The 19844-nt window shown below is 62.7% G+C and carries 12 protein-coding genes; 1 reads left to right on the top strand and 11 read right to left on the bottom strand.

Translation table 11 applies throughout. The features are described from left to right. Nucleotides 1-11 precede the first annotated feature (11 nt). From A3AY_RS0120480 to A3AY_RS0120460, 5 genes are read right to left on the bottom strand one after another with little or no spacing between them, the layout of a single operon-like run. Nucleotides 12-953 (bottom strand): ABC transporter permease, encoded by a 942-nt coding sequence (locus tag A3AY_RS0120480; protein WP_018327544.1) that lies wholly within the window; start codon nt 951-953, stop codon nt 12-14. Next, nucleotides 950-1999, bottom strand: a complete 1050-nt coding sequence (locus A3AY_RS0120475) for an ABC transporter permease (RefSeq protein WP_018327543.1) — start codon at nt 1997-1999, stop codon at nt 950-952. Before A3AY_RS0120475 ends, A3AY_RS0120480 begins: the two co-directional genes overlap by 4 nt. Then, nucleotides 1989-3515, bottom strand: coding sequence for an ABC transporter ATP-binding protein (locus A3AY_RS0120470; RefSeq protein WP_018327542.1), 1527 nt, complete (start codon nt 3513-3515; stop codon nt 1989-1991). Before A3AY_RS0120470 ends, A3AY_RS0120475 begins: the two co-directional genes overlap by 11 nt. Beyond that, nucleotides 3512-4924: an amidase gene (locus A3AY_RS0120465; RefSeq protein ID WP_018327541.1), complete on the bottom strand. Its 1413-nt coding sequence runs from the start codon at nt 4922-4924 to the stop codon at nt 3512-3514. Before A3AY_RS0120465 ends, A3AY_RS0120470 begins: the two co-directional genes overlap by 4 nt. 12 nt (nt 4925-4936) lie before the next feature. Further along, nucleotides 4937-5923, bottom strand: a complete 987-nt coding sequence (locus tag A3AY_RS0120460; RefSeq protein WP_018327540.1) for a BMP family protein — start codon at nt 5921-5923, stop codon at nt 4937-4939. Nucleotides 5924-6947: 1024 nt separating this feature from the next. On the opposite strand from A3AY_RS0120460, the gene A3AY_RS0120455 reads away from it, so the two are divergent. Then, a complete protein-coding gene (locus A3AY_RS0120455) occupies nt 6948-11138 on the top strand; it encodes a N,N-dimethylformamidase beta subunit family domain-containing protein (protein WP_018327538.1) in 4191 nt (1396 codons plus the stop codon). Between the two features lie 4 nt (nt 11139-11142). Here the strand turns inward: A3AY_RS0120455 and A3AY_RS0120450 are convergent, their stop codons facing one another. The 6 genes from A3AY_RS0120450 to A3AY_RS0120425 all read right to left on the bottom strand — a co-directional run bounded on the left by A3AY_RS0120450 (nt 11143) and on the right by A3AY_RS0120425 (nt 19820). Next, complete coding sequence (locus tag A3AY_RS0120450) at nt 11143-12483, bottom strand: glycosyltransferase family 4 protein (protein ID WP_018327537.1); 1341 nt, start codon at nt 12481-12483, stop codon at nt 11143-11145. Then, entirely contained in the window at nt 12480-14645 is a 2166-nt protein-coding gene (locus A3AY_RS0120445; RefSeq protein WP_018327536.1) for a glycosyltransferase family 2 protein, read from the bottom strand. The genes A3AY_RS0120450 and A3AY_RS0120445 overlap by 4 nt, the downstream gene beginning before the upstream one ends. 86 nt (nt 14646-14731) lie before the next feature. Then, complete coding sequence (locus tag A3AY_RS0120440; protein WP_018327535.1) at nt 14732-15469, bottom strand: hypothetical protein; 738 nt, start codon at nt 15467-15469, stop codon at nt 14732-14734. Between the two features lie 9 nt (nt 15470-15478). Continuing rightward, nucleotides 15479-16729 (bottom strand): glycosyltransferase family 4 protein, encoded by a 1251-nt coding sequence (locus A3AY_RS0120435; protein ID WP_018327534.1) that lies wholly within the window; start codon nt 16727-16729, stop codon nt 15479-15481. Further along, entirely contained in the window at nt 16726-17565 is an 840-nt protein-coding gene (locus A3AY_RS0120430) for a class I SAM-dependent methyltransferase (protein ID WP_018327533.1), read from the bottom strand. Before A3AY_RS0120430 ends, A3AY_RS0120435 begins: the two co-directional genes overlap by 4 nt. Beyond that, nucleotides 17562-19820 (bottom strand): glycosyltransferase family 2 protein, encoded by a 2259-nt coding sequence (locus tag A3AY_RS0120425; protein ID WP_018327532.1) that lies wholly within the window; start codon nt 19818-19820, stop codon nt 17562-17564. The genes A3AY_RS0120430 and A3AY_RS0120425 overlap by 4 nt, the downstream gene beginning before the upstream one ends. Nucleotides 19821-19844 lie beyond the last annotated feature (24 nt).

Below are 19844 nucleotides of genomic sequence, written 5' to 3'. Positions count from 1 at the left end.
GACCTTTCAAATTATCGTTCGCCGCGGCGGTAGGGCTGCATCAGCGCCTGCGGTACGCGGGCTCGTCGCGCCATGAGGGCGAGTGCGAAGATGGAGAGGATGTAAGGCGTCATCAGGAAGATCTGGTAAGGCACGCCTTCGACGACTGTCTGCAGCCTGAGCTGGAAGGCATCGAAAAAGGCGAAGAGCAGCGCACCGAACAGTGCCCGCCCCGGTCGCCAGGAGGCGAACACCACGAGCGCGATGCAGATCCAGCCGCGTCCCTGTACCATGGTCGGGAAGAAGGAGTTGAACGCCGAAAGCGTGAGGAAAGCGCCGCCGACAGCCATCAGCGCACTGCCGACGATCACCGCGCCGTAGCGCACCTTCATCGGGTTCACCCCTTGAGCTTCGGCGGCATGCGGGTTCTCCCCCGTCATCCGGATTGCAAGCCCGACAGGCGTGCGGAAGATGATATAGGCCATGATCAGCGCGACGACGATGGCGAGATAGGTCGGAGCCGTCTGGGTGAAAAAAGCCGGGCCGATGAAGGGAAGCGACGAAAGCGCCGGAATGTCGATCGGCTGGAACGGCATGACCGTTGGCGGTGTGCCCGCCACGGGGACAACCAGCCGGAAGACGTAGTAGCTGAAGCTCGAGGCGAAGAGCGTCACGCCCAACCCCGAGACGTGTTGCGAGAGCCCGAGTGTAACCGTCAGCAGCGAATGCAGAACGCCGAAAAGGGCACCAGAGATCGCGGCGACCAGCACGCCTGTCCACAGATCCGCACCGTGGAACACGGCAAGCCAGCCGATCATCGCGCCGAAGGTCATGATACCTTCGATGCCGAGATTGAGGACGCCTGCCCGCTCGCAGAGCAGCGCGCCGAGCGTCCCGAAGATCAGCGGTGTGGCAATGCGCAGGATCGCTGCCCAGAGACCCGCCGAGGCCAGTATGTCGAAAACGACGCTCATCGGCGGATCCTAAACTGGGTGAAGAAGAGGGCGACCAGCATGGTGAGCAGCGCTAGCGCCACGGTGACATCGGCGATGTAGGTCGGGATTCCAAGGCTGCGGCTCATGCCATCGGCCCCCACGAACATGATGGCGGTGAACAGGGCTGCCAAGACGACGCCGATCGGATTGAGATTGGCGAGCATGGCGACGACGATGCCGGCATAGCCGTAGCCCGGGGACAGGTCGGTTGTGACATAACCCTTGATCCCCATAACTTCAATCGCGCCGGCCAGGCCCGCAAGCCCACCGGAGAGACAGGCAACTTTGACAAGCGTGCGCCCGAGCGGCACGCCCATGAAGAGGGCCCCTTGCGGATTGAGCCCCGCCGCGCGCGACTGCAGGCCGAACACGGTACGTGACTGGACGAGGTAAACCACGACAGCCAAAACGATTGCAATCGCAAGGCCGATATGAAGCCGCGACCGCGCGATGAGCTTCGGAAGCGTTGCATGGTCGGCCACCGGCTGGGACTGTGGCCAGCCAAAGGCGAGGGGATCCTTAAGCACGCCATCGATGAGCATCGAGACGAAGAGAACGGCGATGAAGTTCATGAGCAGACTGGTCACGACCTCATCGACCGAGAAGCGCAATCTCAGCCAGAGCGGCACGAGGATCAGCGCCATTCCCGCGATCGCGCCGATGACCAGCAGCAGCGGGATCAGGATCGGGCCTGGCAGATCCGCCAGCAGCTTGGAACCGAACGCGGCGACAGCGATCGCACCGAGATAGAACTGTCCCTCGGCACCGATATTCCAGAGCCGGGCACGGAAGGCGACGGCGGCCGCCAGTCCTGTCAGGATCAACGGTGTGGCTCGGGTCAACGTCTCGGTCGCCGAAAGCCGCGAGCCGAAGGCGCCGATCAGGATCCGCCTGTAGGCATCAAACACCGGTGCGCCTGCAATGGCGATCAGGATGCCCGAGAGGGCGAGTGCTGCGACGATCGCTGCGATCGGTGCACCGATCAGCAGCAGCAGCGGACGGTGTTCGCGACGTTCAAGGCGCATGGGCGGCCTCCGCCACGTGGCTCCAGTCGCCGGACATCATAAGTCCAAGCCGCCGGGCATCGACCCTTCCAGCGTCGAGGGGCGGCGAGAGCCTCCCACCAACGATCGCTTGGATCCGGTCGGCCAGGGAGATAACCTCGTCGAGGTCCTCGGAGATCAACAGCACTGCTGTACCCGCCTTCCGGGCCTCGAGAATCCGGGTGTGGACGGCCGCGACTGCGCCCTCGTCGAGCCCGCGTGCAGGTTGCGCAGCGATTAGGATGCGCGGTCTGTGCGACAGGTTGCGGCCGAGGATAAGTTTCTGCATGTTGCCGCCCGAAAGAAGCCGCGTGCGGCTCGCGGGCGTCCCGCCGCGCACGTCGAAGGCATCGATGATGGACCTGGCGAAGGCCATCCCGGCCTTGCGATCGACGAGACCGTTGTGGGAGTAGGCCGGCAGCCTTTCCAGCACTGCATTCTCCCAGATCGACATTTCCCCGATCACGCCTTCGCCATTGCGGTCTTCGGGGACGCGACCGATACCGGCGTCGACAACATCGCCGACACTGAGATGCCCCACTGCCTCGCCATAGAGCAGAAGTTCGCCGGAGGTGCGCGCGAGCGTGCCCGAAAGCACGCGGGCGAGCGGCACCTGGCCATTGCCGGACACGCCGATGATGCCCAGCACCTCCCCCTCGCGCAGCGCGAAGCCGATATCCTTCAGCCGCTCGACGCCACCGATCCGAACGCCGAGGTCACGCACTTCCAACACCACGGCGCCCGGCGTTGAGGGTTCGCGCACCGGCCGCATTACGCGGCGACCCACCATAAGTTCTGCGAGCTCGGCCTTGTTGCTTTCCGACGCCTTGCGCTCGGCCACCACCTTTCCACCGCGCAGTACGACGATACGGTGGGCGGTCGCCATCACTTCATCGAGCTTGTGTGAGATGAAGATCAGTGACAGGCCCTGTCGCGCCATGTCCTTGAGCGTCGCAAACAGCCGCTCTGCCTCGATATTGGTCAGCACCGCGGTGGGCTCGTCGAGGATCAGGATACGGGCGTCATTGTAGAGCGCCTTCAATATTTCCACCCGCTGCTGCTCGCCAACGGAGAGGTCGCCGAGCCGGGCATCAGGATCGACCTTGAGTCCGAAACGCTCAGCGATCCTTACAAGCTTCCTGCGCGCCTGCTGGGTTGCCGACCACAGCTTCCATAGCTGCTCGGTCCCGGTCATAACATTCTCAAGCACCGTGAGATTGGACGCCAGGGAGAAGTGCTGGTGCACCATGCCGACCCCGGCGCCGATGGCGGCGCGTGGTTTGCCGGGAGGCAGTTCTTCGCCATCGATCCGGATTTGGCCGTCGTCTGGCACATAGTGGCCGAAGAGAATGCTCATCAGTGTCGTCTTGCCGGCGCCATTCTCGCCAAGCAACGCCACGATCTCGCCCTTGCCGAGCGACATGGAAATTCCGTCGTTTGCGAGGGTGTCGCCAAAGCGCTTGCTGACGCCGATAATGTCGAGGACTGGTGTTGTCATGCTGCGAGCCCCGCGACGGGAAATCTGTGTTGCCAGCGGTCCTCGGACTCGAGCCGGGCTGCGAGCGCAAGAAGCAGCGGCTCATGACCGAACGGGGCCATCAGTTGCACCGGAAGCGGCAGGCCCCCTGCGTCCGCGCCGAACGGCAGCGTGATCGCGGGAAAGCCCGAGATATTGGCGAGAGATGCAAGCGGCGCGAATGTGGCCATGCGGTCGAGCTGGAGCTCGGCGTCCTCATGATTGGTCGGGAAAGAACCTATTGGCAAGGGTGCGCTGGCCAACATCGGCGTCACGATGACATCGACGCGTTGGAAGACCCGCCAAAGGTCGCGGCTCACGAGTACGCCCTCGTTCAGGATGTCCCAGAGCGAGGTGCCAGACATCGCGCGGCCACGCGCCACAAACGCCTGCGTCAGGGGTTCCGCTCCCTCGATCGCGATGCCCGACGACTCCACCATGGCCGCGAGGTTGACCGCAACGATGCCGCCAAACGTCCTGCCGCTCGCAGCAACCATGGCCTCGAATTCCATCCAGTCGAGCGGAACGAGTGTGTGTCCCTGCGCCTCGAGGCCGAGAGCCGCGGCCTCGACGGCTGCGCTTCGCTCGGCTGATGTGGGCTGCGCGGCGCCCGTGTCCGTGAGGACGCCAACCCGAAGCGCCATCGCCTCGAAGCGTACCGGTGCGCTGTCCGCGAAAGGTCCGCGCGCCTGTCCACCGAGGGCTTCGAAAGCAGACGCCGCATCACGCACCGAACGCGCCACGACCAACTCGTTTGCGATTCCGCCGAGATGGTTGCCGAAAGAGGGCCCTGCCGGGACGGCGCCGCGTCCCGGTTTCAACCCCACGAGACCGCAGCATGCCGCCGGCACGCGGATCGAGCCGCCGGCATCGGTCGCATGCGCGATCGCGACGATTCCGGCCGCGACCGCCGCGGCGGCACCGCCCGAGGACCCCCCCGGTGTCAGCGACCGATCAAGCGGATTGTGGCAAATCGGCCCAATCGCAGGCTCGCTCGCAAACGAAAGGCCGAATTCCGGGCTCGTTGTCACGCCGAAAGGACAGAAGCCGGCATGGCGAAACCGCTTTGCCAGATCTGAATCCGATTTGGATGGCTCGCGCTTGAACAGCCGTGAGCCGGCAGTGACCGGCAGTCCTGCGAACGGCCCGCCGAGATCCTTGGCGAGCGTAGGCACGCCCGCGAACGGGCGCTCCTGAAATATAAGGGTTGCGCTATCGCGTTCGCGATCCATGCCGCGCGCGGCGCTTTCGCCCAACTCCCGATTGAGATAGACGATCGCACCGAGCGCCTCAAGGTCATGCGCGGCGTGGAGAGAAGCCTGCATCGCATCGAATGCGGTCAGGCGTCCGACCTTGATAGCCTCAGCCAGCGTGGTGGCGTCTCCGGTCATGACGGAGCCGAGTTACTTCGGCTCTTCCATGTTCCTCGGAACCTCGAATGCACCTGACTTGATGTCGGCCCGCACCTTCTCCATGGCCATTTCCGCGTCTGCTGGCGCCACGCCCTTGACGTAGACAATGTCGCTGCCACCTTCCTTCATCAGGCCGGAGGCGGTGTAGTTCTTGCCGACCGGCTTGCCGGCCTGCACGTCGGCGATCGCGGCGTCGAGGATCGGACGGAAGCCCCAGAGCGCGTTGGCAAAGACAGTGTCGGGATAGCGCGGGGTGTAGTCAATCAGCGAGCCGACCGCCTTGATGCCGCGCTCCTTGGCAGCGTCTGCCGTGCCGATACGCTCGCCGAACAGGATGTCGGCGCCAGCGTCAATCTGGGCGAGGCCGGCTTCGCGCGCCTTCGGCGGATCGAAGAAGGTGCCGATGAAGGAGACGAGGTGCTTGGCATTCGGGTTGACGGCTTTCACGCCCTCCGCGAAGGCGTTGATCAGCATGTTGACCTCGGGAATCGGGATTGCGCCGACGGAACCGACGACATTCGACTTCGTCATCTTTCCTGCCAGCATACCGGCGAGATAGGCGCCGTCATGATTCCAGGTGCCGAACACGCCAAAATTCGAGCCTTCCTCGTTGCCGCTCGAACCGAGCACGAAGGCCGTGTCGGGGTAGTCGGCAGCCACCTGGCGCGCCTCCTTCTCGACGGCGTAGGATTCACCAATGATCAGCTTGTTACCCTGCTCTGCATATTCGCGCATGGCACGGGGATAGTCAGTGCCCGAGACTCCTTCGGAGAACACATACTCGATCACGCCTTCCTTGGCGGCGGCCTGAAGCGCGGCATGAAGACACGAATTCCAGGCATTCTCGACAGGCGAGGCATGGATGCCGGCGACCTTGAGCGGCGCAGCGGCGCGGGCGATCGGCGCCAGCGTCGAAACGCCAAGAGCAATGCCCGATGCGATCACGCCGCGGCGTGAAATCAGTATGTCTTTGGTCATGATCGTTCCCCTTTTTTACCATTTGGTTTAAAAACCATATGGAGGGGTAGAAGGGGTGTCAAGCAAGGGTGAGGGGCGAAGGGAAAGGCCGTTTTTCGTTGCGGCCGATTGGTTGGACCCATGCTACCGCGCGGCTTCGACAGTTTGCCGGCTCCCTGCGGGAATGACATGACAGGCCCCCCCGGGGGAGCCATTCACCTACCCATTGTAGTCCCAAGGGAACCGGCGCCGCTCACACAAGTTCGTTCACCTGAAAGGATGCCGCCTGTAGTCGAAATGGGTAGGATATGCTGCGTCATTCTTCGACTATAATTTTGGCGGAACGATCCTCAGATATCTGACTTTGCCAATTTCACGAGAGGGGCTTGCAATGGACCGCAAAGCTCGCCGGTGGGCTTCACGCTCACTCCTAGTGGATTCCTGGGTTCCCCAGTGGCTGATCGTGGGCGCAAGGGGGAGGTCGCGCAAGTCTACCGACACGCGCGAGGTTTCTGTTCAAACTGCGACATCCGTGCAAGCTGCGGATGGGAACAAATATCAGGCCCTTGTCGTCGGTCCCCTCGCCAGCTCTACGCTCACTGAGCATGACATTGGACAGGGAGTGAGCGTGATCCCCGCCACGGACGGTCAGGTCAATATCAAACCGCCGACCTTGCCCCACACGTTCGCAACAATTAGCGGAACGGGGGTTCCAAGCGACGCTGTTACCTCGCCTCTGCAGTCCGCCATTGCGTCGGGTCTTGCACCTTTCGAGCAGAACGCGAACGCAATTACAATCGGGGTTGCATCGTCCCCTTATGAGGCTGACGCTGACGCCGGCGGCGGGATGCTTCAACAGGACGTTCAATTGTCGAGTACAAGGCTGAGCGCCGATGCGAATAGTGTGCCGAGCGGTGACGGCATCTTGGATACTTCGACCAGTGATCCGTCACTCGCGCGGAGCATGGCCCCGTTGGCACTCGGAAGCGGGGAGACTGCCAACGCAACGACGACGCCGGTCAGCACGTCGCCCAGCTCGGTCAGCATGGAGGCGGTTGCCCCCAGCAACTCTCAAATTGTTTTCGCGGCGGCAGCGACCAATCCGATCGTTCTCGAGAACCAGAAGCCTGGCAACCCGGAGAGTGAGTGGGGCATTGACGGCGCCGGCAGCTCGAATATCGAGGGCTTCGCCACCGACATCAGCATCAATCGCGGCCAGACCGTCAGCTTCAAAATCAATACGAATTCCAGCAACTATCGCATCGACATCTATCGCCTCGGCTATTACGGGGGCATGGGAGCGCGCAAGGTTGCCACCATTCAGCACACGGGCGTCCAGAACCAGCCTACGCCGTTGCGTGACAGCGCCACCGGTTTGGTCGACGCCGGCAACTGGTCGGTTTCAGCGTCCTGGGCAATTCCGGCCGACGCAGCGTCGGGGATCTACTTCGCCAAGCTCGTGCGGCAGGACGGAACCGCCGGCCAGAACCATATCCCGTTCATCGTACGCGACGACAGCAGCCACAGCGATGTCCTCTTCCAGACCTCGGACGAGACCTGGCAGGCCTACAACCCTTGGGGCGGGGCCAATTTGTACCAAGGCAACGGGCCGGCCACCGACTCCGCCCCAGGTCGCGCATATGCGGTTAGCTACAACCGCCCGATCACCACCAGGGGCGGCGGCCTCGCGTCCGGGCCGCAGGATTATATCTTCGGTGTCGAGTACCCGGCCATCCGGTGGCTCGAGAAGAACGGCTATGACGTTGCCTATATGGCCGGTGTGGACTCCGATCGCCTCGGCAGCCTGATCCAGAACCACAAGATGTTCCTGAGCGTCGGCCACGACGAGTATTGGTCGGGACAACAGCGCACCAACGTCGAGGCAGCACGGGATGCGGGCGTGAACCTTTGCTTTTGGAGCGGCAACGAGGTCTACTGGGAGACGCGCTTTGCACCCAGCATCAGTTCTGGCGCACAAGCGTATCGCACCCTGGTGTGCTACAAGGAGACCAGGGCCGGCCCCATTGATCCGAACAACCAATGGACGGGAACCTTCCGGGATCCGCGGTTCGTCTCGCCGACCGCGGTCGGAGGAGGGCGGCCGGAGAATGCGCTGACCGGCACCATGTTCCAGGTCGACTCGTACCGAAGCGATGCGATCACGATCCCCTATGACGACGCCAATCTGCGCTTCTGGCGCGATACCAGCGTGGCAAACCTGCAGCCGGGGCAGACGGCCACCCTTGAGCGGAACTATCTGGGTTATGAATGGGATGAGTCCCCTGACAATGGCTGGCGTCCCGCTGGACTCATCGCGCTATCGTCGACAACCTTGCCCGTGAACCAATATCTGCTGGACTACGGCACCACGACCGGGTCGGCCACCGCCACTCACAATCTGACGCTTTACCGCGCTCCGAGCGGCGCCCTGGTGTTCGGCGCCGGCACAGTTTACTGGGCGTGGGGACTCGACGAGAACCATGATCTCGAGCCCACCCCGGTCGACCCGCGGGTCAAGCAGGCTATGGTCAACCTGCTGGCCGACATGGGTATCCAGCCTGGCACATTGGAGGCCGGACTGATATCAGCAGTCCAGTCGACGGATAGCACAAAACCCGTGTCATCGATCACCGCGCCGAATGACGGGACCGCCCTGAAGGTGGGCAACGCCGTCACCATCAGCGGAACCGCTTCCGATATTGGCGGCGTCATCGCCGCGGTAGAGGTCTCGACCGATGGCGGCACGACGTGGCACCGGGCGGTTGGAGACGAGACCTGGACATACAGCTGGGTCGCGCCGAGAGCCGGCACGTTCACCATCAAGACTCGGGCGGTCGACGACAGCGTTAATCTGGAGACCCCTGGCAGCGGCCGCACCGTAACGGTAACCGGCAACAACTTCTTTCCCGCTTCGGCCATACCGCCCACCGTGCCGGACGTCGATGCCAACGCCATCGAAGTGGGAATGAAGTTCCAGTCGTCAGTGGCCGGCACCGTAACGGGCGTGCGATACTACAAGAGCGACTTGAACATCGGGACGCATACGGGATCTCTGTGGTCGAGCACTGGAACCAGGCTGGCGACCGTCACCTTCACCAACGAGTCAGGAGTAGGCTGGCAGGCAGCGAGCTTTTCCAACCCGGTCGCGATCGCCGCCGGCACGACATATGTGGTCTCGTATCACGCGAACTATGGACACTATAACGCAACCGGAAACTATTTCGCGGCGCCTGTGACAAATGGACCACTTACCGCGCCGACGAATGCGGGTGTCTACGCCTACAATTCGGCCAGCGTCTTCCCGAGCAGCACCTTCAACGGCGAGAACTACTGGGTCGATGTCTTGTTCAACCCGACGACGTCAAGCAACACGACGCCGACGGCGGTTGCCGACACGGGGGATGCGACCGAGAAGGGCGGTGTGGCCAACGGCTCGGGCGGCGCGCCCGCCACCGGCAATGTGCTCACCAACGACACCGATCCGGATGCCGGTGACACCAAGACCGTCACGGCGGTCAGCTTCGGCGCGACGGCCGGCACGCTCGGCTCGGCGCTGAACGGCACGTACGGCAGTCTCGTGCTCAATGCCTCGGGCGCCTTCACCTATACCGTCAACGAGAACGATGCAGCCGTGCAGGCCTTGCGGCAGTCGACCAATACGCTGACCGATGCGTTCAGCTACACCATGCGCGATGCGGCCGGCGCCACCTCGACGGCAACGCTGACCGTCACCATCCACGGCGCAAACGACGCGCCGGTGCTCGCCGCCCAGACCGCCAACCAGAACGCCACCGTCGGCTCGGCCTTCTCCCTGGTGCTGCCGGCCAACACCTTCACCGATGTCGACAGCGGCGATACGCTCACCTACACGGCGACCAATGCTGCCAATGGCGCGCCACTTCCCGCCTGGCTGAGCTTCAACGCCGCGACGCGGACCTTCAGCGGCACGCCGGCGGCCGGCGATGTCGGTACGCTCAGTGTCAGGGTCACCGCCGCCGATCTCGGCAGCCTTGCCGCCAACGAGACCTTCAACATCGCGGTGTCGTCGACACCGAACGCGACGCCAACGGCGGTTGCCGACACGGGCGACGCCACCGAGAAGGGCGGCGTGGCCAATGGTTCGGGTGGCGTGGCCGCCACCGGCAATGTGCTTGCCAATGACACCGATCCGGATGCCGGTGACACCAAGACCGTCACGGCGGTCAGCTTCGGCGCGACGGCCGGCACGCTCGGCTCGGCGCTGAACGGCACGTACGGCAGTCTCGTGCTCAATGCCTCGGGCACCTATACCTATGCCGTCAACGAGACCAATGCCGCCGTGCAGGCGCTGCGGCAGTCGACGAATACGCTGACTGATGCCTTTAGCTACACCATGCGCGATGCGGCCGGCGCCACCGCCACGGCAACGCTGACCGTCACCATCCATGGCGCCAACGATGCGCCGGTGCTCACCGCCCAGACCGCCAACCAGACCGCCACCGTCGGCTCGGCCTTCTCCTTGGTGCTGCCGGCCAACACCTTCACCGATGTCGACAGCGGCGAAACCTTGACCTATGCGGCAACCGCCGCCGACGGCTCGGCGCTTCCCGCCTGGCTGAGCTTCAACGCCGCGACGCGGACCTTCAGCGGCACGCCGACGACAGCCGGTACGTACGGCGTCAGGGTAACGGCGACCGACCTCGGCGGCCTCGCCGCCAACGAGACCTTCAACATCACCGCGTCGACGGCCCCGACGACCTATAGCCTGTTCAGTGCCTCCAACACGCCGGCCCAGACGAACCTCAACGATGGTCAGCAACTCGAGGTCGGCGTCAAGTTCCAGTCCAACGTTGCCGGTGATATTACCGGCATCAAGTTCTATCGCAGCGCCAGCGACACCGGCCAGAACGTCGTCGACCTTTGGACCACCGCAGGCACCAGACTCGCTACCGCCGCCTTCACCAACACCTCGGCGAGTGGTTGGCAAACGGTGAACTTTGCCTCGCCCATCCCCATCGCCGCCAACACCACCTATGTTGCGTCGTATCACACGACAGGTGCCTACGTGGCGACCGATGGCTTCTTTACAAGCGCTGTCACCAACGGCCCGCTGACGGCCTTGTCCAGCGCCGCCGCCGGTGGTAACGGCGTCTACGCGTACGGCGGATCCGCCACTACAGGTCTCTTCCCGACCAACACCTACGATTCGGCGAACTACTGGGCCGACGTGGTCTTCCGCCCGCAGCTCGCCGGGTGACGCGTCAGATAGATCGCCTATCTGACCGTGATGATGCGACGGCGCCGGTAGGGCTCTCGGCCATGGCGGCATCGAGTTTCCGCCGCAGCAGCGCGCGATAGAGCTTGAGGTGTTCGCGCGCGCTGCCGAGGTGGTCGGCGGGTTGTCGCATGGAGACGCGTAGCCGATCCCAGATTTGGGTGTCACCCAATACCTCGACGATACGGTCAGCGAGATCCTGGCTGCTGCCTGCGCGGAAGTGCAGGCCGTCCTTTCCGTCACGCACCTTCTCGGCCATCCCGCCGATATCGGAGCAGATCATTGGTCTGCCATGGAGCAGGGCCTCCTGGATCACAACGGGCGAGTTTTCCCACCAGACAGACGGCAGAACCACCCAATCGACGGAACGCATCAGGCGTGGCATGTCCGCATTCTGGTAAGTGCCGTAGAACCGGACGCGGTGGCCGGCGTCGGCGATGAGCTTCTTCATCCGTTCCTGGAACTCGATCGGCTGTCGCTCGAGGTTACCGCCGAAGATCATCAAGCAGGAGTCTTTACCCCATATCTCCTCGGGGATGCGCGAAACAGCGTCGATCAGGACATCGACCCCCTTGAACGGAGTCATCTGGCCGAAATAGGCAAAACGGTTGCGGCGCGGGTCGGGACCTTGCAGCTCTCGCGGGGGCATAGCTGCGTCCACGATGATCCCGTTCTCGATGACGCGGAGCTTGTCCTCTTCAATGCCCCATTTGACATAGCGCTCCGCCAGAAACCGGCTGGGGGAGACGAACGCGTCGGCAACGCCAAGCATCCCGCGCGCAAACAACTCCCGCTTAAGGAAGCGCGAGACGGGGATGTCGGGAAAGCAGCCGTGGCAGGCGACTGGGGAGGCTGCTTCGCAGAGCTGGCCGGAAGGCCGTTTAACCATCTGCCCGTGATTGTGGCAGATAGATAGGTATTCGTGGAACGTGACGAGTATGGCTGCGTGCGGAAATGCTTCTCTAAGGGCGTAGAGCGCTTCGAGACCCATGCCGAGAACATGATGGAAATGCACGACATGGGGCATGAGATCGTACGCGAAACGCAACAGGTCTCGACTGATCGCCTGCGTATCGCCGTTGGACAAAAAGAAGTGGTCGTAGTCGTCCGTGTGGAACAGTAGTTCATCTTCGGCAAGGCGAAGGCTCATCAGCGCGGACGCGGCGTGGCGCGGGACGGGATGGCCGACCCGGGCCAGGTAGACCGATTCCACGTTCGGCAATGCCTTCAGGCCAAGATGCAGGTTGTGAGATGCGATTTCCGCTCCGCCGAGCGAGACTGTCGGGTGCGCATGCGAAACGACGAGGACGCGAAGCTTCTCGTTCATGTAGGCCTCTTTCTCGGGTGTTTTTCCACGGCAAGGACAGGCGCCCACATACTCTTGAAGATCTTTCGATCGATCCCCTCCACAAGGGTCGCCATTGCCGGCCCCCCCTCTTCGCGTGGTTCGTCGCAGCCCCACATCTGCACCGATGGCAGCAAATAGGAGTCGATGCCGGACCGGCTGAGACGGAGGCCGAGATCCAGGCCTTTTTCCTGCGCGCCCAGATAGCTGCCGGAAAAGCCGCCCGCGCGCAACAGGGCGTCGCGGGGCATGATGCAGCACTCGAGCGAGGCTGCCGCGATACGGGTCAGCGTCATCTCGGTAACTGCTTTGAGCGGATATCCAGTATAGCGACCCACGACTGGTTGGTCGTAGTTGTCATCGATCCAGCTTCCCGCCCACCGAACGGAATGGTCCTCGTAAGCTTGGACGGGCGAGATGATGCTTCCCTTCAAGGTCGCGGTTGTGGCCACGAGCTTTCCGTACCAGCCTGTCGCGTGCGGGATCAGGGAGGCGGAAAGTGGAACGATAGTTTCACAGGAGAGTGCTTGCGCGCCGGCTTCAAGCAAGTCGTAATAGTCGGCTGTACCCTTCGCCGATACCAGCCTAACCGAAAGACGATAGAACCGCGCGAGTTCACTAAGGCAGGCGGCCTGCCTGCGATAGCGCTCGGCAGGCATGACGATCACGATCGGCGCGCGCCGGGTCTCCGGATCGAGCGCAAGCAAGGCCAGCAGCGGGGAAATGTGCCCCTCTGTCCCCCCGGCTCCGATGATGATCGGCGGGCTGCTTTCCTGATCGAAGGATCCAGCATCCAGGATGGCGTCAATGACCGGCGCCGACCTTCCGGTTTCGCCGAGGAATGGGACAATTTGTGTATCGATGATCGCCGGCAACGCACAGGTCTCCGGATCGATGGAGCCGATGTGGCGCAATGCCGCCAGGCGCGCTGAAACCCGCGTTGGGTGCACCGGCAAAAATGCACGGCGCGAATCGCGCAGCGTCAGTTCGAAGTAGAGAGGCGCTCCACAATCTTCGCTCGTCAATTTGGCGTGCGAGATGAAGCCGTGCGCATGCTGTTCGCTCCGCAGGCTCGACACCAAGTGCTGCTGGTCGTTGAAACTGTCCGTGACATCGGGGCGATCGAGCCGCGTCCAGCGTTCGTCGACACGGGTAGCAGCATCGCCTCGACGCAGTCTTACCGCTACAACGTGGTCATCGGGGTCATAAAGCCAGCCGGAGACGAGGAGATTTCCTCCATCGGCCTCAAAGGTGTTGTCTGTTCCCATCCGGACGGGATACGGCAGGCTGGAGACGGTTTCTTTGCCGTCGAAGCTGTTGGCGGCCGCTCGGAGCGACAGGAGCACGTCTGGCGCGCTATGTGAGCGCAACAAGTGCGACCGGATGTGTTCGGGCGTCTCCAGCGGTCCGGCGATGCGCCGTCGGGGGTGGACCGCGGCATACCTCCAACCGGCGCGCCCTCGATAGACCAGACCTTCAATGTCGAGAGCGCGCGCAGCCTGATTGGCCGCGAGCAGACCAACAAAACCTGATGCGCTATCGGGAGCGTCCGGGCGGGGAAAGACCGCGATGCCGCACTCCTCGACGACCGGTGTCGCGTTGCCTACCAAGGACACCCGACAGGGCCCCGGCACCATGCTGCGGCTCCAGCCCTGCAGGAACGTCGTGCGGTCATGGCTATCACCAATCAACTCGACGAAACCATCACTTGCGTCGGCTGCCTGCAAAAGTTTTGTGATGGTCAGAAGCCTGCGGCGATTAACGTTGCCGACCATCAGAACGTCCACGAGACGGTCAATGACCGCGGCCGACTGAGATGCTGCGGACTCGGTCACGAGCGCGGCTGCTTCCTCCGCAGAGGCAAGTCGGGGCGCGAAGATGTAGGCCGCGCCCGTCTCATCCTCACCGAACCGTATCGTGGTCATGCCCCGGTCCGTGGCCCCTGCCGGTAGGAGTGCCGCGAAGCCGTGTTTGGCCCGTGGTGAGGGCGCGGCCAATCGCCATTGCGAGACAAACGCGCGTCGCGTGCCCGCTTGATCCCCGTCGACGCCGACCACCACTTCGCCGGCCATCACACGACCGAGGCCGAGGATCAGCAAAGTTGTCTCGTCAACGCGGCAGCCGAGAACCCTTCCAGAGCGCATTGCCCTGCTCGCCCCTTGCTTGCCTGTTGCGGGGCCAGTAACCGCGGGGGACTGTTCTGTAACCAGCACGGCGTAACCTCCCTGCATCAGATCCTGGCAATCAGCGCAAGGCCAGCGCCCGCGGTAAATCCCACAAGTACGAACAGCAGCAGCAGCAGGGGCTTCAACTCGCCGTTCGCACGTTTCTGCAACGAATTCAGGCTTTTCTCCATTCCTGCCACCACCCCGTCCAGCCGCATCAGATGGACATCGAGATCATTGAGCCGTTGGCTGATATCCACCCTGAGGCTGTCGACCCCGTCGCTGATGTCGGTCAGGCCGATGATCTCGGTCTCGGACTTGTCGGTATCGATTTGTGATGTGCGCTGCACTGATCGCTGTGAGACCTGCAACTGCCGCTGCGCTGCCATCAATACGTCGAGCTTGTCGAGCACTTTCGTCAGCGGCGCGGCGATAAGAGCTTCGGCCGCCTGCTCATCCGGCTGTGGAACGCGCAAGGCTTGCTCGGAACCACTTCCATTTCGCGCCACGACGACGAGATCGCTCGCCCGCGAGTGGACGGGTTCGGGCAGGGCGATTTCAAATGCGTGCTTGCCATCGCCGATACCGTTGCGCCGCAAGTCGGGACGATTGCGATCGGCAACCGCCTCGGCAATCACCTTTGCATCGAGAAGCACACGGATGGTCAGCCGTTGGTCCGGCGCCATCGGGTCGAATGCCCAGCCGAAGATCCGACCCATGTCGATGGCATCCACCCGGCCGTTCATCGGCTTGGCGTTGTCCTGTTCGGATGCGGCATCCGGTCTTTCAGCGGGATTAGCCATGGTGTTCTCCTATGCCTGAACCTGCGCGGGTTCGATCTGCCTGAGATAGCGGCGGGCGGTCGTGTCGATGTCGTCGGGTTTGCGAGCGTTTTTGGAGAACTGGCGCAGCAGGTCGGGCTCTTCCAATATGCTACGCATCGCCGCGGCGAGCGCTCGTGCATCGTTGGGTGGAACAGTCAGGCCGTTGACGCCGTGCTCGACCATTTCAGCCATTCCCCCGATGTTGCTAGCAATGACCGGCCGGCCCTGGGTCTGGGCTTCCTGAATGACCAGCGGCGCGTTCTCCCACCAGACGGAAGGAACGATGGTGCAATCGACCGCGGCCACCAGATCACCTATATCTTCGCGCCGATAGGGGCCCCGGGGCTGCACAGATGCTGCCGTTTCTGCGAAGCGGCGATCGATCTCGTCGACGAAAGCCTGGCTCTGGAAGGGCGCGCCACCATGGACGCGAAGCTCGAATTCCAGGCCATCGGCCAGAAGCAGGCGCGCAGCGTCGAGCAATATAGTCACCCCTTTCCAGGGGTTGAGATTTCCGAAATATCCGAAGACGGGCCGCCCGCCCTCGAGCAGCTCCCTTCGCGCTCCAGCATTTCGGATGGGGATACCATTGGGAATGACGCTGATCGCATCTTCGCCCAGCCCCCATTGCACGAAGCGCTCTCGTAAAAAGGCGCTTGGCGCGACGAAGTGATCGACCGTGTTCAGCAGAGCCTTCAGGTGGCGTTCGCGCAAAGCAAAGCGATCGAGCGGAATGTCCTTGAAGCAGCCATGGCAGCGGTCGGGGCTGGCTTGGTGACAAAGCTCCTTGCTGCCGGTGCGCACCATCAGGCCGTCGTGATGGCAGATGGGGTAGTAGTCATGGAGCGTCATGACGATCTGGCAGTGGGGCAGGGTGCGGCGGACGATGTGCGGGAACTCGGCGCCAAGCAGCAGCAGGTGGTGGAGGTGGACCACATCCGGTCGGAAATCGCGCAGCAACTCCGCTATGTCCGGCACCACGCCATAAAGGTCGATCTGGCTCATGAAGAAGCGGTCGAAGTGCCCCGACCACAGCAGGACCTCGTCTCCTGCCGGGCCGATGCCCTGAAAGCTCGTGCCCGGCCTGGCCTCGCGATGGATTTGGTTCGTGGCACCGAGAAACAAGGCCTCGTGCCCTGCGCGCTGGTAGGCACGAAATAAGTCGTGAGCGAAGATCTCTGTTCCTCCTGGGTGGAGAGACGGATGGTTGTGGGCGGCCACCAGAATGCGCTTGCTCATCGCCCATTTCCCCGACGCTTGGCCACGATGAAGTCCTGATGGTGCCCCGCATCGGTACCGCGCCAATGGCCGAGCGATTTCAGAGCGACGGAGAGGCCGGCCCGTTCGAGCGCTTTGTCCAGAAAGCCGTCTTCGAAGCCGATCGCGGCAAGCGGTGGCTGGTTGGGTACAAACCAGAATGGGCTTTCGCCATAGCGGTGGAAAGCGAGACGCGGATCGCGCCGCCTGTTTTCTTTTGCCGCAGCGATCCCGTCGATGACGAATGCAGTCATGAACAGGCGGCCCCGGGGTGACAGGACTCTGCGGACCTCTGAGAGGTAGACAAGCACCTCCGCAGGCGGCAGATGAGTGACTACAGACGTCATTATGACGAAGTCGAAATGATAATCCGGAAAGGGCAGCGCCAAGGCCTTCCCGCTGATCTTGCCACTCGGATTGTAGAGTTCGTGCGCGACGTCCAGTCGCTGGAAGGCGAAATTGGGGTAGGCGGGCGTGATCGTACGCTGACACCAGCCAATGCCGCCCTCAACTGGATCGATGCCATCGTAGCGGCTCGCTTGCGGGTCGAGATACTGGGTGAGCGGCACGGCCATGCGGCCAATACCACAACCAATGTCGAGCACGCGGCTGTCTTCACGCAAGCCGCCGATGCGAATAAAGTAACCGAGAAACTCCGCTCCTATCGCGCGGAAATCTCCGTCTCCCACGAAGACATTGGTCGAATCCGGTTGCGGCAGAAAACGATTGCCCCGAACGGATTCGATCAACCACCGAACACGGTCTTCATCGATCAGCCGGGCCGGCGCGGGGGGCTGCACGAGTGCCGCTTGCGTCATGCTGCGTTCCTTTCCCGGATGTTTCCACCCGCTGCCGAAGGCCGATCCGGGTCGCTACCGAACTGGCTGCTGGCCATCAGTTCGGTGATGTCGTCCTCCCAGCGCTGCGTGTGCAGCCATGAATTATATTGGCTCGCAACGCCGCGCATGTAGTCCTGGCTACGGCGGATCGAGCGACGCTCGAAATGATACAGGCACACTGCCGGCTCATAGGCTATCTGGAGCCCAAGGCGACGGATCTTGAGGCACAGGTCGCTGTCCTCGTAGTCGCCAATCACGTAGTCCTCGGTGTAGCCGCCAACGCGCTCGTAGGTATCCCTGCGGGTCACGAGGCAAGCGCCGGTGACGCCAGGAACGTTGCGGGCACGTTGCGCCGGCGCGTAGTCGCCAGGCATCCCCTTGTGGAAATGGTGGTTCAACCAGATCCCGCGCTGGTCGCGGGCGAAGTAGAGCCCGGCATGCTGCAGCGATCCGTCTTCGAAAATCAGCTTCGGGCCGATGGCCCCAAGTTCCTGCCTTTCCAACAACTGACGCGACAGGACCTGGAGCCAGCCTGGCGCGCACGGCACGACATCCGAATTTAGCATTACCAGTATGGCGCCGCGTGCAAAACGTGCGCCGGCATTGCAAGCACGGGCATAGCCTCCGTTGCGGTTCATCACCACCAACTTCATCGGTAGCCCGTGCAGAAGGTGCAAGCCGCCCAGCAGGTGCTCCGTCTCGTCCTGAATTTCCGGTGAATCAAGGACGTAGATAATCTCCACATTCTCGGCGAGCCATGGATCCGTAGCCATCCCCGACAACTGGAAACGCAGGAAGTCGAGAACGCGGTAGAGGGGCACAACGATGGAAACAAGGGGCGCACATTTGGGAATGCCGTAGTCCTTTGTGGAGTTAACCTCTATCGTCTTGCCCAATCGCCGCTCTACGCCCTGCAAGGCGGGAGCAAGGATCGTACGGAAAGCGCGGTCGACGGCATGCTGCGGTGGCACGGCGCGCAGGATGTGGTTTCGTTGTATCGTGGGCTCGAAAGCCTGTGGCTTCGGTACAAGCGGTCTCACCGCTCCCGAGGCAAGGCGCATCTGAAATCGTGGTTGCAGAAGCGGCCCGGGAGATTCCGCCAGCGGGACCCAGGCAATGAAACCGGTCACATCGGTCTTGCTGTTGGCATCCTTGCCTTGCGCCCATGCTGGAAATTCGTAGCTGTTCCCATCGAGCGGCACCGCAGTGCCGTCCTCTTTGACGTAGTCGATGCCGGCGAACACGGATGACGGCGCATGGAACCAGCCGCCGGCCAGCAAACCGTCATCGAGCGCCAGGGCGAGATCAACCTCCCCGGACGGATGCATGGACGACTTGGCGATCCTGCTTGTTGCCAGTGGTGCGCGGACTTGAAGGTCGATGGCCGTGGCGGCGCCGCTTTGCGGCAACGTCGCGAGTCGACGGACAATCATTTCGCGCAGTTCCGCCGCCGCCCGGTTATTGTCCCACCAACTCTGGAGGCTGGGATGGCGAGGCTTGCCGTCGACAACCTGGCGGATGGCGACGCCATTCTTGCTCACGAGGACGATCGGAAAGGGAGTGGAAGGGAAAGGCGCCTCCGCGATGAAATGACACGAGTGCAGGCTGCCGTGTTTCGCGCGTCCGATAACCAGCCTTACGGCCATGCGTGTGATCGAAGCCGGCCCGATCGCATAGATCGCTGTGATCTCGCCCAGATCCGGATTGATAGCCGTCTCAATTAAATGGCACCCTTGCGCTACCTGGCACACGATGCTGGCGGCCTGCGGTTCAGGTACGAGCGCGTGAAGGGCGTCTTCAACCACCATGCTGAAAAGGTGATCGCCGGCAATGCGGAAGGCGCTTCGCCACACAGTCAGTAGGTTGTTGACGAATTTGATACGGGCTTCTGGCGCAAGATTGGCGAACAAGGCCTCCACATCGAGAGGCGCGAGCGCGCGCGCAGGCTGCATTACGATGGTATCGAAGGTACCGCCGTCTTCGGTGCAAATGCCCACACTCTCCGGCTGCTTTCCTGGTCGCATCGCCCAGAACATGCGTTGCCGTCCGTTGGCAAGCGGAAGCATCATGCTGACAAGCGGTATCGGCGACTGGTCCATGGACAACAGGCACCTTGTGGCGGCGGGGAGGGCTGAGGGGAGGTCCCAGACAAGGACGGCAAGCTCTGTGCCGAGCCGAAAGATCCTTGCGCTCCTGAAAACGCCAGTGGCGTCTATCGAATCGTCGAACGTCACACGCTATCCTTCTGAATCGGAATA

Source organism: Rhizobium giardinii bv. giardinii H152 (assembly GCF_000379605.1).
Classification (GTDB): domain Bacteria; phylum Pseudomonadota; class Alphaproteobacteria; order Rhizobiales; family Rhizobiaceae; genus Pararhizobium; species Pararhizobium giardinii.
This window is presented reverse-complemented; position numbering and strand designations above follow the sequence as displayed.